This is a genomic window from Prevotella sp. oral taxon 317 str. F0108 (assembly GCF_000162415.1).
Taxonomy (GTDB): Bacteria; Bacteroidota; Bacteroidia; order Bacteroidales; family Bacteroidaceae; genus Prevotella; species Prevotella conceptionensis.
Map to the genome: position 1 here is coordinate 107,946 of NZ_GG740072.1, position 16,798 is coordinate 124,743.

Annotated in this window: 8 protein-coding genes, 2 pseudogenes and 1 CRISPR repeat array; of the genes and pseudogenes, 2 read left to right on the forward strand and 8 right to left on the reverse strand. The window is 45.0% G+C overall.

Annotation, left to right across the window (positions count from 1 at the left end; all coding sequences use genetic code 11):
- Positions 1–12 precede the first annotated feature (12 nt).
- Positions 13–1,715: a CRISPR direct-repeat array (repeat unit 37 nt; unit sequence GTGCGAGTGCATCATCCATTACAACAAGGATTAAGAC).
- A gap of 1,469 nt (positions 1,716–3,184) precedes the next feature.
- The 8 genes and pseudogenes from recA to dnaK all read right to left on the reverse strand — a co-directional run bounded on the left by recA (position 3,185) and on the right by dnaK (position 13,983).
- On the reverse strand, positions 3,185–4,210 hold the full coding sequence (gene recA / locus HMPREF0670_RS00365) for a recombinase RecA (RefSeq protein ID WP_009229180.1): 1,026 nt from the start codon (positions 4,208–4,210) through the stop codon (positions 3,185–3,187).
- Between the two features lie 38 nt (positions 4,211–4,248).
- A complete protein-coding gene (locus HMPREF0670_RS00370; RefSeq protein WP_009229181.1) occupies positions 4,249–5,487 on the reverse strand; it encodes a saccharopine dehydrogenase family protein in 1,239 nt (412 codons plus the stop codon).
- Positions 5,488–5,569: 82 nt separating this feature from the next.
- Positions 5,570–6,172 (reverse strand): DUF6621 family protein, encoded by a 603-nt coding sequence (locus HMPREF0670_RS00375; RefSeq protein WP_009229182.1) that lies wholly within the window; start codon positions 6,170–6,172, stop codon positions 5,570–5,572.
- A 500-nt stretch (positions 6,173–6,672) separates the two neighbouring features.
- Positions 6,673–7,887: a porin gene (locus tag HMPREF0670_RS00380; protein ID WP_044077530.1), complete on the reverse strand. Its 1,215-nt coding sequence runs from the start codon at positions 7,885–7,887 to the stop codon at positions 6,673–6,675.
- 606 nt (positions 7,888–8,493) lie between these two features.
- Complete coding sequence (locus HMPREF0670_RS00385; protein ID WP_009229184.1) at positions 8,494–11,004, reverse strand: hypothetical protein; 2,511 nt, start codon at positions 11,002–11,004, stop codon at positions 8,494–8,496.
- A 269-nt stretch (positions 11,005–11,273) separates the two neighbouring features.
- A pseudogene (locus tag HMPREF0670_RS00390) lies at positions 11,274–11,718 on the reverse strand (BRO family protein); the annotation flags it as partial.
- Between the two features lie 11 nt (positions 11,719–11,729).
- A pseudogene (locus tag HMPREF0670_RS16915) lies at positions 11,730–11,864 on the reverse strand (transcriptional regulator); the annotation flags it as partial.
- A gap of 202 nt (positions 11,865–12,066) precedes the next feature.
- Positions 12,067–13,983, reverse strand: coding sequence for a molecular chaperone DnaK (dnaK, locus tag HMPREF0670_RS00395; protein WP_009229186.1), 1,917 nt, complete (start codon positions 13,981–13,983; stop codon positions 12,067–12,069).
- Positions 13,984–14,525: 542 nt separating this feature from the next.
- On the opposite strand from dnaK, the gene nhaD reads away from it, so the two are divergent.
- Together nhaD and HMPREF0670_RS00405 are read left to right on the forward strand one after the other, a co-directional pair.
- Positions 14,526–15,881 (forward strand): sodium:proton antiporter NhaD, encoded by a 1,356-nt coding sequence (gene nhaD, locus HMPREF0670_RS00400; protein ID WP_009229187.1) that lies wholly within the window; start codon positions 14,526–14,528, stop codon positions 15,879–15,881.
- Between the two features lie 136 nt (positions 15,882–16,017).
- Entirely contained in the window at positions 16,018–16,593 is a 576-nt protein-coding gene (locus HMPREF0670_RS00405; protein ID WP_009229188.1) for a GNAT family N-acetyltransferase, read from the forward strand.
- The last annotated feature ends 205 nt before the right edge of the window (positions 16,594–16,798 follow it).

The window sequence follows — 16,798 nt, forward strand, 5'->3', positions numbered from 1 at the left end:
ATTTTTTTTTATGTGCGAGTGCATCATCCATTACAACAAGGATTAAGACATTAACTTCGACCCTGTAGTCTGTTGAATTTGTTGTGCGAGTGCATCATCCATTACAACAAGGATTAAGACGGTTACAAATTGGTACTGACAGAATACTTGTAGTTCTGGTGCGAGTGCATCATCCATTACAACAAGGATTAAGACTTCTTAACGAATCCGTGTCGAGAAATAAACTTGTGTGCGAGTGCATCATCCATTACAACAAGGATTAAGACAATCTGTTAATCGTGATGTTCTTTCCATTGCTCAATGTGCGAGTGCATCATCCATTACAACAAGGATTAAGACTAGTTCGAACCCGAACGTAGATGACCAAATAGCAGTGTGCGAGTGCATCATCCATTACAACAAGGATTAAGACGACTAACTACATTAACGCCTCGTACTACGAGGTTCTTGTGCGAGTGCATCATCCATTACAACAAGGATTAAGACCTATGGAATACATGTCTCTCCATAGCTTGGTCTGGAGAGTGCGAGTGCATCATCCATTACAACAAGGATTAAGACAGCTGCTGGAGCTGCTGGAGCTGCTGGTGCGAGTGCATCATCCATTACAACAAGGATTAAGACCTTCTAAATAATTAATATTTAGAACTTATCGGCAGTGCGAGTGCATCATCCATTACAACAAGGATTAAGACCTTTCTTTTCTTGCTACAATAGGACGAACCACATTGTGCGAGTGCATCATCCATTACAACAAGGATTAAGACTCGATGATAATACATAAGAGTTCGCAGAGCCAAAGTGCGAGTGCATCATCCATTACAACAAGGATTAAGACCACCAAGCAATTTTCTTTTTTTCAGAACCTTTATAAGGGTGCGAGTGCATCATCCATTACAACAAGGATTAAGACTTTGAAATTTGACAATAAATAGTTCATATGGCTATGTGCGAGTGCATCATCCATTACAACAAGGATTAAGACCATCCAAGCATCAGCTTCGTGGTAGCCACGATAGTAGTGCGAGTGCATCATCCATTACAACAAGGATTAAGACAGGTGTTACGCTACCTCAGATTACATTCTCCTTACTGTGCGAGTGCATCATCCATTACAACAAGGATTAAGACTCATATTCTCCAGCAATTTCTTTAGATTTCATGAAAGTGCGAGTGCATCATCCATTACAACAAGGATTAAGACCGGTTTTTTCTGTCGTATTCATAACTCCTGAATGTGTGCGAGTGCATCATCCATTACAACAAGGATTAAGACCTCTCAAAGAAAGACGTTGCATGATACTTACCGAAGATGTGCGAGTGCATCATCCATTACAACAAGGATTAAGACGCGCATGTGCTTTTCCAACTCTTCGTTGACTTTCTGAGTGCGAGTGCATCATCCATTACAACAAGGATTAAGACACGATGTTACATGCGGGTGAATGCAATGTGTAGACTGCGTGCGAGTGCATCATCCATTACAACAAGGATTAAGACCTTGTGCTCTATCACCCATAACGGCTAAATGATACGGTGCGAGTGCATCATACATTACAACAAGGATTAAGACCTGTTCCCAGTCATCGAAAGCGCGAGAGTATCTACGTGCGAGTACATCATCCATTACAACAAGGATTAAGACGCTTTTTGGAACTTCGACCCGATTTTTTTATTAGTGCGAGTGCATCATCCATTACAACAAGGGCTAAGACAATTCAAGTGGGTTTCTTGTGCCGATACAAGGTAAAGACGTCTTTCGTATACGAAGTGTAGGACGGATGGACTCACTGACTTATAAACTCACGAAAGCCCAATAACTCCCGAATACATCACCTCACCACCTCACCAATTCACAACCTTACCCACTCACGAACTCACTATCTCATCAACTCACCAACCCACAACTTCATCAACTTACTACCTCCCCAACTCACAACCTCCCCAACTCACAACCTCCCCAACTTACACCCTCCCCAACTCAAAAAACTTAAATTGTTGCTTTTTTATTTTACAATAGTGCTCTGTTTTTCACTCCGTTCTAGCGAAAATTTAGGTTGAAAAGTAGGTAAATTGGCACTTTTTGTAGCCTTCCACTTCTTCTGCTTTGTCTGTTTTAAAGAAAATAACCTGCATTTTGCACCATTTGGGCTTTCTAGTTTGGTTGCCAACTCATTATTTTTCACGTCCAATTACCCACTTTTTAGCCCCTAAAACCCACTTTTTAACGACTATTTCGCCCTTTTGAGCCATGTTTTTAATGGTTCGAAAGGGTTTTGTTTATGCAATTGTAGTGTATGTTTATGCTTTTCGCACCGCATTTAGCGGCATTTGGCACTGCGTTTTGTACCATTTTACCTTGCGTTTAGCACCATTTTGCCTTGCATTTAGCATCAAAACGCACTGCGTTTAGCGGCATATTGCATTGCGTTTAGTAGCAAAACGTAGTGCATTTAGCTACAAATGGCCCAAAATATGGTGCAAATGGCTGCTTGTTTAAATAAAAATTCATTTTTCCAGCATTTACAACCACCCCCTTTTTGCATCAAAAACAACCTTCGCGAGAATCGATTTTTTGCGGCAAGGTTGGCGATTGGTGGATAAAAAGGGTAGCCATAATGTTAAAATTTGCGCTGAAAAATTGACAGAGTTCCAAGTTGACGAGTAAACGAGAGGACGAGTTGACAAGAGGACAAATTGACAAGAGGGCAGGTTGACAAGTAGATGAGTTGACAAGTAGACGAGTTGACAAGACTTCAAGTTAACGAGTTGACCAGTTAACGAGTTGACGGGTTGATTAAGTTGACGAGTTAACCTGTTGGCGAGTTGATTAGTTGACGAGAGGGCAAGTTGTCGGGAAGACAGGTAGATGGCAGGGCAAGTTGGAGAGAAGATAAGTTAACCAGAAACAAGTTTATAAGTAGATAAGGTGGCCAGTTTGCCTTTTACAGCCTGTTTGGTTTATGGGTGGGTGTTTTATAAGGATGGTAATAAAGGTGTGTTGGCTTGCATTTACTCGCGTTTTATTTAAGCGACATAAAGTTAGGCGGTTGATTTTTTGGATAGCGATAGTGCTTAATTGCGGTGCTGGTAAGAGGGAAAAGAAAAAGCGGAACGGGGGCTGATGTCCGTTCCGCTTTGATTTTTTATGCCATTGTGGCGCGCAAGGGTAGGGGGGGTAATCCTAGTCTTGCTTATCTTTAATGGCCTGCATGATTTTTGCTTCCAACTCCTCGCATAGTTCGGGGTTGTCTTTGAGCAAGTTTTTGGTGGCATCGCGGCCTTGACCTAGCTTGGCCTCGTTGTACGAGAACCACGAACCGCTCTTCTTAATGATTTCGTATTCAACGCCAAGGTCGAGAATTTCGCCCACCTTAGATATGCCTTCGCCGAAAGTAATCTCGAATTCGGTTTTGCGGAAAGGTGGTGCAACCTTGTTCTTCACCACTTTTACGCGCACTTGGTTGCCCACGATGTTGTCGCCATCTTTAATGCTGGTTACTTTACGAATGTCTAAGCGAACACTGGCGTAGAACTTCAATGCGTTACCGCCAGTGGTTGTTTCGGGGTTGCCGAACATCACGCCGATTTTCTCGCGCAACTGGTTGATGAAGATACACGTGGTGTTGGTTTTGCTAATGGTGGACGTTAGTTTGCGCAAGGCTTGGCTCATCAGTCGTGCTTGCAGGCCCACATTGTTGTCGCCCATGTCGCCTTCAATCTCCTTTTTGGGCGTAAGTGCCGCCACAGAGTCTACAACAAGGATGTCGATGGCCGACGAACGGATGAGCTGGTCGGCTATTTCGAGAGCCTGTTCGCCGTTGTCGGGTTGCGAAATCCAAAGGTTGGCCACGTCTACACCAAGCTTTTCGGCATAGAAACGGTCGAAGGCGTGCTCGGCATCGATAAAGGCGGCAATGCCGCCAGCCTTTTGCGCCTCGGCAATGGCGTGGATGGCGAGTGTGGTTTTACCCGACGATTCGGGGCCATAAATCTCGATGATGCGGCCGCGGGGATAACCTCCCACGCCTAAGGCCACGTCTAGACCGATGCTGCCCGTGGGTATTACCTCTACATTCTCTATCTGCTCGTCGCCCATTTTCATTATCGAGCCTTTGCCAAAGTCTTTTTCTATCTTGCTCATAGCCGCTTGCAGGGCCTTGAGCTTGGCCTCATCGGGCGAAAGTTGTTTGCTTTCTTCTTTTGCCATTTGTTGTTGTTTTAGGTATGATGGGAGTGGTTTAAGGGTTACAATTCAAGGTCGCCGCCGAACTCTTCGTGCCAGGGCAGTCCTTGTATGTTGAGCTGTTCCATGAATGGATCGGGGTCGAACTCTTCTACGTTCCATACGCCCGGCTTGCGCCAGAGACCCTTGAAGAACATCATTGCGCCAATCATGGCGGGCACGCCCGTGGTGTAGCTAACGCCTTGCATGCCCGTTTCTTTGTAGGCTTCTTGGTGTTTGCAGTTGTTGTAAACGTAGTAAGTAAGTTCCTTGCCGTCTTTTACGCCACGAATGCGGCATCCAATGGATGTTTCGCCATCGTAGTTGGCACCCAAGTCTTGTGGGTTGGGCAGCACGGCTTTAAGGAATTGCAGGGGAACGATGTTCACTTTGACATGCTTACCCGAACCATCGGCTAGCGGTGCCTCGTATTCTATCTCGTCGATACGCGACATGCCGAGGTTCTGTATCACGTCGAGATAGGTGAGATATTGTTGTCCGAAGGTCATCCAAAAGCGCGCTTGGCGAATGGTGGGATAATTCTTCACCAAGCTTTCAAGCTCTTCGTGGTGCATCAGGTAGCTTTCGCGCGGACCAATATTGGGGTAAGTGATGGGCTGATGAACGGCAAGGGGTTCGGTTTCGAGCCACTCTCCGTCTTTGTAGTACAAGCCCTTTTGGGTTATCTCGCGTATGTTAATCTCTGGATTGAAGTTGGTTGCGAAGGCCTTGTGGTGGTTTCCGGCGTTGCAGTCGACGATGTCGAGGTAGTGAATTTCGTCGAAATGGTGCTTGGCAGCGTATGCCGTGTAGATGCCACTTACGCCTGGGTCGAACCCACAGCCAAGAATGGCGGTGAGCCCAGCCTCTTCAAAGCGTTGCTTGTAGGCCCATTGCCACGAGTATTCGAAGTGCGCCTCGTCTTTGGGTTCGTAGTTGGCGGTGTCTAGATAGTTGCAACCGCAGGCCAAACAAGCCTCCATGATGGTGAGGTCTTGGTAGGGTAGGGCCAGGTTGATAACCAGTTCGGGTTTAAAGTCGTTGAACAGGGCTTTCAGCTGTTCAACGTCGTCGGCGTCTACTTGTGCCGTCTTGATGTCCATATCATAGCCTTTGGCATGTATGGCATCTACTATTTCGTCGCACTTTTCCTTTCGGCGGCTGGCAATCATAAACTCGCCGAAGTGCGTTTTGTTTTGTGCGATTTTAAATGCGGCCACGGTAGCAACGCCACCTGCGCCAATCATAAGAACTTTTCCCATATCGTTTTGTTGTTTCTGTTTGCTGTGTTTGTGTTGCCGCAGGGTGTTGCGGAGGGGCTGTTCGGGGCGAACGCCGGTGTGCTTATTGGGCGTTTATCTCGTCGCTCCTTATGCCGAGGGCGTTCATGAGCGAGTAGCCCAGTATCTCTTGGCGGAAGTTTCCGCCAGGGAGGGGCTGCATGGCGAAGATGGTTACGCGCTTGGTGTCGTCGTCTAGACGGTGCATCTGATGGCGAAGAGCCTCGTATAACTCGGCGTTCTCGGCGTTTGGCACAACCATCACGCGCTTAACTTCGGACTGGGCGCAGACTGTTTGCACCACATCGAGAAAAAAGTCGGTGGCGTTTACCAAGTCTTCCACGGGGTATGTGCCGATGGCGAACTCGCCCAAGCCGTCTTTGAAGGCCTTGCCGTTCAGCTCGTCGGCGAAGTTGGCAGGCGTAAAGTTCTCCATTTGGGTTTTCGCCTTGCTATGAACCATCACCACTTGCAGGCCGTTTTCGCCGTTGCGCACGCCTCCATCGAGGGCAATGCAGTCGAGCCAGCGTGCCAAGTCGGCCTGCGGAATGCGTCGGCCGATGATGCGTTCGAAGTTAACGATGAGGTTGAATGCCACGTTGTCTACGTAGTCGGCATCAACTACGATGACGTTTTCGCTCCAATTGTTTTTTACGGCTTGTTCCATTGTTGCAAAGATAACAAGAACTTGCGTAAAAAAGGCAGGGTGGGAGGATTATTTTTAGTTTGAGGAGGAAAGGAGGTTTTTGAGGAGTTGAGGAGTTCTTTTGAGGAGTTATGGAGTTAAGGAGTTAAGGAGTTAAGCCAAATGCTTTGTAGCAGAGTGGTTGCTGTTTTTAGGAGTTATGGAGTTGTTTTCAGGAGTTAAGGAGTTGATTTGAGGAGTTAAGGAGTTATGGAGTTAAGGAGTTAAGCCAAATGCCTTGTTGCAGAGTTGCAGCTCTCCTCGTAAACGTGTCGGTTTGTGAACCCGTTAACTAAGGTTTGATTTAATTCGGTTAGCTGACGGGTTAACAAGTTGACGGGTTAACAAGTTGGCGAGTTGACAAGTTAAGGAGTTAACAAGTTTAATGTGAAGAAGTTAACAATGAGCATGAAAAGACTTGCCATTATTTGCAAGGCACTTGGCTTAACTCCTTAACTCCTTAACTCCTCAAATTAACTCCTCTAATAGCATTTGATGCGATACATCAGGCCCAGTTCGAGCTTGTTGGTGTGGTAATCGGACAGGCCGCAGGCGTGGTTGTAGTCTACTTTCTGACCCATGTATGCCAAGAAAAGGCGTAGGTTTTGCCCTTTGATGGGGAAGTATTCTAGGCTGGCCACATAGCTGTAATACTTGCGATAGTTCTTTAACGCCTCGTATTGGGGAATGCTGGTGGTTTCGTAACTGCCCCGAAGTTTGAGGTTGCATCGCGGTGCAAACTGCCAATTGGCCTCGGTGACGAGGGCGTTGTAGTGCACGTTGCCGAAGAATACGTCTTTATCGTTGTTTACAAGGCTGGTTAATTCGCCCGATGCGATGCGCAAACGGTCTAGTTCGTCAACGGCCCCATAATAGTCTATGTACCATTGCAGCTTAGGCAAGTTGAGCCTTTGACCAAGACTAAGCATGCGCGAATATTTGCCCTTGGCCTGCGTTTGCAGTCCCCATGCCCATCGGGTTTGTAGGCGGTCGTTGAAGAAGTTGCCGTTCCAGTTGGCGATATAGGTGAGGGGGATGTTGCTGGGCGTGAGTTGTTCGCGGTCGGTAGCAAAGTTCGGGCCAGCCATCTTGGCATCCTTGGCATACTCTTGCTCGAAGGTACCGTTGTGCGAGTCGGTTATTTGTAGGCCAAACTCTTGGGTTGGTATGGGCTTGAACGTTACTTGCGCACCCGCAACGAAACATTCCATGTGCGCCACGAAGTCGCAGTATTGGTATATAAAGAGCGGATTTTCATCGTATTCGTAGCCTCCCCAAATCTGTCCTATCTTTCCTGCTTGCACTTCCCACTTGGGATTGAAGGTGTAACCCACCATCATCATGTCGGTGGCCTTGGCGAAATTGTCTTCGCCTTGCGGTTCGTAGCCGCTGTTGAGGTGCTGCCTGAGGCGATAGAAAAGCTTGTCCGTGATGTGTCCTTTAATCTCCAAACGCAACTGACGGTTGACAAACGCCCCTTTCCACGTGCCGTTATGTTCGGTGGCGCGTGCTGCTGCGGCGAAGTTGAGGTAGAGGTTAAAGGCGTCGGTCTTCTTTTCCAGTTTCAGCACCCGTTCGGCAATCGAGGGCGTGTCGTCGTCTTCGCCGCCCATACCCGTGTTGTTTCCCTGCGCCCAAGCCGTTAAGGGCAGGCACAGGAACAAGGCGATGGTGGCAAGTAGATTGTTTACTTTCATGATGTTTGTTAGTGAGTATTTAAAGTTTATGAGTATTTGGGTTTATTAGTTGGTGAACTTGCGGGGTTCGTTGATTTATGCGCTTATGGGGCTTTGGCTTTCATTCGGATGCCAACGAAGATGAGCGTGAACACGCTTACGAGTTGCGAAAGGATGATTGCCGTAGCCATAGCCTGATTGTTTGATGGTTGTGTCGCACCCGCCCATCATTCGTTGGTATATGATGGTTGTGCGTACCGATATGCAAATATAGGAAAGTTTGCGCTAGTATGGTGCATAGATGGGATGTTTTTTGAGAATGGGGGGAGAAAAGTGGGTGTTGTTGCTATTGCGGAGTGGTTGTGTTTTTGATTATGCAACGTGGTTTGGGTCAAGATAAAGGGGCTTTTCAGTAGTAGGTGAGGTGTGTAAAAGACAGGCAAACATGTAACGCCTCATTTTCTTTAAGTATATCTTGTTTTGATTATCAGTAAGTTATGCTCTTATGAAAAAATGTTTCCTCTATTTGAGTTGTATTGATCAGAAATTATCTTGGAGGTTATCACAAAGATGCATTTATAGATTTAGAGTCAAAATGAGTTGAATTTTTCTGAACATTATAAGATATTACATATTCATTCGTTTTAGTCTTACCATTGCGATTTTGGCGTTTGGGTTAAATATCAATTTCTTATGAACATCAATAGTTGTCCTTACAGATAATTGCATATTTGATTCGTCTGAACAATCCTTGTGGTCGATCATTATGTCTTTATTTTCCCCAATATCAACAATCTTAGGCAAATCTTTCTTTGCTACGACAAGAATGGAGTCTTTAAAATAAGTGTAGTCATCTAAGTCTGTTAGCAATGGATTCCTAGATGAGCTTATGTTTACATAGGGTGTAGTCTTTCTATAGGACATGTCACGCCCATTGAGTGTAATGTTGAGAATAGCTTCAAAAGGACTATCTATTCCTATTAAGACGAAGTTTTCTCGTTTGCCTCTGGTGAACTTCTCGAAAAAAATGTCAAAGTTAGGCGATTTAATATTTACCTCCTTTAATTTCATTTTTCGAAATGAAAACAAGGCAAGATAAATGAGTCTTGTAGAGAATTGTTCTACATATTCACGATATAAATCATATCCACCACTATAATATTCCATATCAAGAAAATAGAGCTTATCAATTCTCAACTGGCATGGGTTTAGAAAAACCTCATCATTTTTCCCGTATGAATCTGACGAAAATAATCCATTCGGTAAGAAATGAGAAAGGTCATTATTCAACTGATTGAACCGAGAAGCGAAATCGTCAGTTATTTTTTTATTTAGTTTTTGAGTGTATAAGTTTGTTCGTCTGGTTCTAGTTTTATTGGGTGTAGTTTTTTCTAATAATCGTCCTATAAAACTATGTACTAAACTGAGAGTGCTACATTCTTTATTACCTTCTATCTCACGACTTGCAGATGGTGTGAGAAACATTTTTATTACATCTAAGAAATAACTAAATCGCTTACTCGAATTTGTATTGGCCAAATTAGGATATAAGTTCAAAAGAGTGGTATTCGTTTTAATAATATTCATTTCTTTCTCTAAATCGCTCTTTGAGGAATCTATTGTGTCAATAATTTTTTTTGGTTCATTCTCTAACATAGGATAACCGATTTCTTCTGTTTCTGGAATGAGCAACAGTAATATAGCAGTGTACTTTCTTAATAGGCTTTTTACATCAACCCTTCTTTCAAATAATTTGTTGTCATTCAAAAAGCAAATGTTATTTACACAATAGGCATAACGAATCAAAACGTCCGCTCCGGTTTTGGGATATAAATTGTAATCACTATAATGGTTCTTTTCTAGATGGATCTTGAGTAATGAATATTTACATTTATCAAAAGCATAGGCTAATACTGCATAATGGAAACAGCAAAGATAATTCCATGAGTTAACAGATCTTTTTTCGACATAATCTCTATTTTTTGTTAAACCACCTTTAATGTAGAATACCTTTGGCAGATAAAGTAGGTATTTAAAATAATGCTGCGTGTAATCAATATACTTTTCCAATAGTGCCTCATTTCCATAATCCAACATTTTACGCATACAAATAGCTAAGCGGAAACTATCAGCATTGCTCATATATTTGGTTCTGTCAAATGCCCCAACCATCTTAAAAATAATGGACTCATTCTGCATAAAGGCATTTGGAATAGGTTTATATGTGATTAAAAGCTCATCAAAGAAGCGCATTGTTCTATAATGAACGGAAGATTCTTTTATTACATCGTCTTTTTGTTCTCTTGAGCAAGAACTTCTTTCTGTATCTATAATGTTGTCTAAACTATATAATACATTCTGAAACAATGAAAAATCATTCCCCTTTACTGCGAAACGTGCAACTCCTATTAGCCTTGACACAAAGCAGTCTTCTGGAACACTATTTTGCCATCGACATACCATATCTCTTGCTGATTTATAAATTGTATTCCCAGCTTTGTCTTTATAATGGAAGCAACTACGAAGCAGAACCTTGCAAAGCACCCATTTTTGTTGTAGCTTGACAATAAACTTCTCTATGTGGTATCTGCGTTTGATAATTATAAAAAGTTTGTCTGGATTATTAAAGTTGATACAATACCAAACAAACACCATTACAATACAGGCATGGGCAAAAGCAACAAAGATCATTATCCAGCTCCATAGTTGCGAATATTTTACAAAGAAACCCTCTTTCCACAATAAAGAGCACGCGCCATATGCTATTACATAAATAATACTCAAAGAATTAATTATCCAAAAGAGTTTATGTTTTATGGATGTCCTGAATAAAGTTGAGATGTGCTTTGAAGCATATTTATCGTTAATATGGTTAATCGTTTGGAATATAAAAGGAAAAGAAAAGGCAAAAAGTGCAATTATTAAAGGAATGGATATAACACTAACAATATCACTATACCCTATATCATTAACACAGATATTATCATGCAGATTATGAATTTGGGACTCTATCCTCTTAGAATTTGTCATAGTTGTATCAATGTCAAAATTGGATTGCATAGAGTGTTCATATCGCATCATGTATGGAATGAGACTTAATTGAGTATCTAAGCTATCAGTAAAAAATGGAATTTGCATATTTCTTGTCTATTTTGTAGTCTGTTATGGATAGGATGTTTAGAGTCTGCATCCTCAATTGTTTCCTTTTGATCTCCTAGTTTCAAGATATAATTTTCTTCGCTACCGTTTCAAGTTAGTTTCTATCCCATCTTTGACACCAGCAAATCTTTTAGTAGTGTGGAATAGCTCTAGGATATGTCTTCTTTTGCTGCTGAATCTTTCTACACACGTAGTCTAGAAGAAAATAGCATTGACGTTCTCTTTTGAGGCATATACATGTTCAGTCATTTTAGACTCGCAGCGACTACCATCTGCAAGATTCCACTTTCAAAGAGTTGGTAGGCTTTTTTTCTTGCTCTGTCCATCAATGGTGTTGTCGCTGTAGGTAAACCAATCAAGAAACTCATTAGCACGATTGTTGGGATAGTTCTTTGCCAATAATACAACACCTTCGCTATTGAGAACATCTGCCACACGTAGTTTTCCATCAGGTGCTTCAAATTTGAAGCCGTGAGTGGCACTCACGAGTTCAATATCTTCTTGCTTTAACTTCTTTTTCAACCATCGCCAATAGTTACCAGCTTTAGTATAGTCTGGCTCGTTATTAATGGCACGAACAATGTCTGTTGCTGAAAACCACCAACAGTTTTGTTTCTCATCCCATACCGCCCTCACTTCACGATCGTTGAAAAAGCGGATAGATTTTTTATTTTGTTCTTTATGTTCTGCCATAATGAAAAAGATTATTCATCTGGGGTGTTAATCAAATGTTTTGGACTCACCAATAAAATCTCTGCTATTTGGAATAACAATTTAAGACTTGGTTGGCAACGATTGCAAACGTATGAGTTCACGATAGTGTAGCTTTTCCCGTTTTTTGCAAGTTAAGCCAGCCTATTCTCATTCTTGGTTAAGCTCCATTTTGTTCTACTTATGAAACGCTTTATGAGTGTTATGTAGTTATTTGCAAATATAGTAAATATTTTTGAGTAAGAGGTTAAGGGGGAGAAGTTTTATGCAAAGAAAAAGAGGAAGTGCCAAAATAGGTACTTCCTCTTTACGTTATTTGTTGTGACTTTTTTACTTCACTTCCTCAAAGTCTGCGTCTTGCACATTGTCGCCAGTGTTGTCGCTTTGTGCTTGTTCACCGCCTGCGCCTTGGAAACCGGCGTTGGGATCGGGTTGAGCACCGCCTGCGCCTTGGTACATCTGTGCGCTAGCAGCTTGCATCACGCTGTTAAGGTTGTTGATGGCAGCGTCTATTGCGGCAACATCGGCAGCCTTGTGAGCATCTTTAAGCTGTTGCAGTGCGCTTTCGATGCCTGGCTTTTGGTCGGCAGGGATTTTGTCACCGTTGTCTTTCAAGAAGTTCTCGGTGGTGAAAATCATCGAGTCGGCTTGGTTAAGCTTGTCCACCTTCTCGCGCTCGGCCTTGTCGGCAGCTGCGTTTTGTTCAGCCTCAGCCTTCATGCGCTCAATCTCTTCCTTGCTCAATCCGCTGCTAGCCTCGATGCGTATTTTCTGTTCCTTGCCCGTGGCCTTATCCTTGGCAGACACGTTGAGGATGCCGTTGGCGTCGATATCGAACGTTACTTCAATCTGTGGAACACCGCGACGAGCGGGTGCGATACCTTCGAGGTTGAACTGTCCGATGCTCTTGTTTTGTGAAGCCATAGGACGTTCGCCCTGCAAAACGTGGATGGTAACAGCCGTTTGGTTGTCTACTGCTGTAGAGAACGTTTCGCTCTTCTTGTGCGGGATGGTGGTGTTGGCGTCGATAAGCTTGGTCATTACGCCACCCATTGTCTCGATACCCAGCGTAAGAGGCGTAACGTCGAGCAATACGATGTCGCCCACACCGCTCTCCTTGTTGAGGATAGCACCCTGAATGGCGGCACCCACGGCTACCACTTCGTCGGGGTTAACGCCCTTCGAAGGCTCTTTGCCGAAGTAGTTCTTCACCAATGTCTGCACGGCGGGGATGCGGCTCGAACCTCCTACGAGGATAACTTCGTCGATATCCGAGGTAGACAGCTTGGCATCCTTTATGGCGTTTTGGCATGGTACGAGACAAGCCTGTATCAAGTTGTGTGCCAATTGCTCGAACTGGGCACGCGTCAAGGTCTTCACCAAGTGCTTGGGCACGCCACCCTCTGCCGATATGTAAGGCAGGTTGATTTCGGTTGAAGTGGTGCTCGACAGCTCAATCTTAGCTTTCTCGGCAGCCTCTTTCAGGCGTTGCATGGCCATGGGGTCTTTCGTTAGGTCGATTCCCTCGTCGGCCTTAAAGCCATCGGCCAGCCATTTGATTATCACTTGGTCGAAGTCGTCGCCGCCCAAATGGGTGTCGCCATTGGTAGAAAGCACTTCAAATACGCCACCACCAAATTCGAGGATGGATATATCGAACGTACCGCCACCAAGGTCGAACACGGCAATCTTCATGTCCTTGTTGCCCTTGTCTACACCGTATGCCAAGGCGGCAGCTGTTGGCTCGTTAACGATACGTTGTACGTTAAGGCCTGCGATTTGTCCAGCTTCCTTGGTTGCTTGACGTTGCGAGTCGGAGAAGTATGCAGGAACCGTAATAACGGCATCGGTTACTTCTTGTCCGAGATAGTCTTCGGCGGTTTTCTTCATCTTTTGAAGTATCATCGCCGATATTTCTTGCGGTGTGTATTTGCGACCTTCGATGTCCACACGAGGCAGGCCGTTTTCGTCTACTACGGTGTAAGGCATGGCCTCAGCCTCTTTGCGGCTTTGCTCGTAGGTCTCTCCCATAAATCGTTTAATCGAGTAAACGGTGTTCTTGGGGTTGGTGATGGCCTGACGTTTGGCGGGGTCGCCCACCTTTCGTTCGCCGTCTTTAACGAAGCCCACCACAGAAGGCGTGGTGCGTTTGCCTTCGCTATTGGCGATTACCACTGGCTCGTTGCCTTCGAAAACGGCAACGCAGCTGTTAGTTGTTCCTAAGTCTATTCCAATAATTTTTCCCATAAGAATATTTTATTTTATATTTTTGTTCGTTATTTAAATGCTAGCGGCTGTGGCCTTGCAGTTTGGCACGCACCATATATATAATGAGTGTGTCGCTGGTCGTGTAGGCCGCCGCTCGCTAACCTCATGTGCAAAGCTTGTGCCAAGAGCAGATGAACGTCAGGTTGCTGACAAATTGGCATAGGAGGGGCGGTTGTGAGTTTCTCAGTTCGTGAGTTTCTGAGTTCGTGAGTTGATAAGCTTTTGGGTTTATAAGTGTCTGAGTTGGTTTAGACTTGTTGGTTGACGGGCTTGTTAGTTGATGAGTTTAAAGTTCGTGGAGGTTGTGAGTTAATCGTTTGTTGTCCCATTTAAACTTCCAAACTTCTCTCCTTATCGGCCAGAAAACACACAAACTCAAAAACTCGCGAACTTACAAACTGAATAATTGCAATATATTTGTTATCTTTGCAGCGTTAAAGGCCAACCCGACAATCTCACCTTCTAACGAACGGTGTTTGCGCGGTGGGCCTGTACGTTATATCTAAAACAATAGTAGGGAAATGACTTCATTGACATTGGCAATCGTCGTTGTCTTCATTATGGGCTATCTTTGCATTGCCCTCGAAAGCTTGACGAAGGTGAACAAGGCGCCCGTGGCGCTCTTGATGTGTGTGGCTTGCTGGACGCTTTTCATGGTTAACCCATCCGAATTCGTGTTGCCTGGCATGCCCGAATTGACTGGTAACGCCGCTGGCATATTGGCGCATGTGGGCGAAAGCCTGAGAGAACATTTGGGCGAAACGGCCGAAACGCTGTTCTTCCTCATGGGGGCGATGACCATCGTGGAGGTTGTTGACACCAATGGCGGGTTCAACTTCGTGCGCGATTCCATACAGACGCACAGCAAGCGCGGACTGTTGTGGCGCATTGCCTTTATGACTTTCTTCCTGTCGGCCATCCTCGACAACCTTACAACGAGTATCGTGATGATTATGGTGTTGCGCAAACTAGTGGCCGACAAGCAAGACCGCATGGTGTATGCCGCGTTGGTGATTATCGCTGCCAATTCGGGAGGCGCTTTCTCGCCCATCGGCGACGTAACCACCATCATGCTTTGGATTGCTGGTTCTATCACCACGGTTGGCGTAATAACCGAGATTTTGGTGCCTTCGTTGGTGTCGATGCTGGTTCCCGCTTTCATCATGCAGTATATGTTGAAAGGCAAACTGCCTGCTATGGTCGCATCGGCAGAAGATAGCACGTTGGCCTTTACACGCGTGCAACGCCGCATTATTTTCTTCCTTGGTGTTGGCGGACTGATGTTTGTTCCCATCTTCCGCTACCTTACCGACCTGCCCCCCTACATGGGTATATTGCTTGTGCTGGGCGTTTTGTGGACTGCCACTGAGATTTTCCACCGCAGAATGCATTTGGGCGAAGACTCCATGTCGGCTCGCGTCATTGCCTTGTTGCGCAAGATAGACATGGGCACCATCCTTTTCTTCCTGGGTATCTTGATGGCTGTGGGCTGCTTGGCAGAGATTGGCGTGCTTACGGCTATGGGACGTGGACTGGACAGCGTAAGCGGTGGCAACCACTACTTGGTAACGGGCATCATCGGTGTGCTTTCTAGCATTGTAGATAACGTTCCGCTTGTGGCTGGATGTATGGGTATGTACCCCATTGCACCTACTGGCGACATGGCCGTAGACGGTATTTTCTGGCAGTTGTTGGCCTATTGTGCCGGCGTTGGTGGCTCGATGCTCATCATTGGCAGTGCGGCTGGCGTTGTGGTGATGGGGTTAGAGAAGATTACCTTTGGCTGGTACATGAAACGTATTACGTGGGTGGCCTTCGTTGGATACCTTGCCGGCATCTTAGTTTATTGGGTAGAACGCATGTTGTTCTTCGATTGATGGCTACTAAACCAATTGATAAACGGGCCAATCGGCTAATCGGGTTGGTTTGATTGGCCTGAAAGGGGTCCGACTAGTCCGAATATTAATCCGACTAGTCGGGCTTTTCTTTGAAACATAACCATTTCTTTCGCAGATGATAACAATAGAACAAGCGCAAGTAAGTCAAGCTCCCGACATCACCCGCCTTATCATGGAGGCGATGAACCACGAATGTTGCCTGTATTTTGCAGGCGAAGAGCATGGGCTGTCGGGTTTTCATCAGCTGATGACCGATTTGGTGTGTCGCGATGACAGCCAATATAGCTACCTCAACACGCTTGTGGCTCTCAACGCTCAACGTGAGGTGATTGGCGTTTGTACTGCTTACGATGGTGCTCGCCTGCATCAACTGCGTACGGCCTTTGTGCAAGGCTGCTTGGCGCGCTTTAATCGCGACTTCGGCAATATGGACGACGAGACAGCAGCAGGCGAATTGTATGTAGACAGTTTGGCAGTAGATGCGCATTATCGTGGCAAGGGCATTGCCAAGGCCCTGTTGCGGGCTACTGTGCAACGTGCCAGGCTATTGCAATTGCCTGCCGTTGGTCTGCTTGTTGATAAGGGTAACCCCAAGGCCGAAAGGTTATACGCCAGTGTTGGTTTTCAATATGTGGGCGATAACCAATGGGGAGGACATGGCATGAGGCATTTGCAGTATGTTTTAGGGTAGAGGAGTAAAGGGGGGCTTTTTTAGGAGTTAAGGAGTTATGGAGTTAAGGAGTTAAGCCGTATGCTGAGGAGTTAAGGAGTTATGGAGTTAAGGAGTTAAGCCAATAGCTTTGCGATTAACGGCAGCATTTCCTACTTCTTGTTAACTCATAAACCCATCAAGCCACAAGCTCATAAACTCACAAGCTCATCAACTCACAAGCTCA

What these genes read in the sequence shown, in the direction of transcription:
- HMPREF0670_RS00370 (WP_009229181.1), bottom strand. Translation starts at nt 5,487, where the DNA reads ATGGGAAAAGTTCTTATGATTGGCGCAGGTGGCGTTGCTACCGTGGCC.
- recA (WP_009229180.1), bottom strand. Translation starts at nt 4,210, where the DNA reads ATGGCAAAAGAAGAAAGCAAACAACTTTCGCCCGATGAGGCCAAGCTC.
- HMPREF0670_RS00380 (WP_044077530.1), bottom strand. Translation starts at nt 7,887, where the DNA reads ATGAAAGTAAACAATCTACTTGCCACCATCGCCTTGTTCCTGTGCCTG.
- dnaK (WP_009229186.1), bottom strand. Translation starts at nt 13,983, where the DNA reads ATGGGAAAAATTATTGGAATAGACTTAGGAACAACTAACAGCTGCGTT.
- HMPREF0670_RS00375 (WP_009229182.1), bottom strand. Translation starts at nt 6,172, where the DNA reads ATGGAACAAGCCGTAAAAAACAATTGGAGCGAAAACGTCATCGTAGTT.
- HMPREF0670_RS00405 (WP_009229188.1), top strand. Translation starts at nt 16,018, where the DNA reads ATGATAACAATAGAACAAGCGCAAGTAAGTCAAGCTCCCGACATCACC.
- nhaD (WP_009229187.1), top strand. Translation starts at nt 14,526, where the DNA reads ATGACTTCATTGACATTGGCAATCGTCGTTGTCTTCATTATGGGCTAT.
- HMPREF0670_RS00385 (WP_009229184.1), bottom strand. Translation starts at nt 11,004, where the DNA reads ATGCAAATTCCATTTTTTACTGATAGCTTAGATACTCAATTAAGTCTC.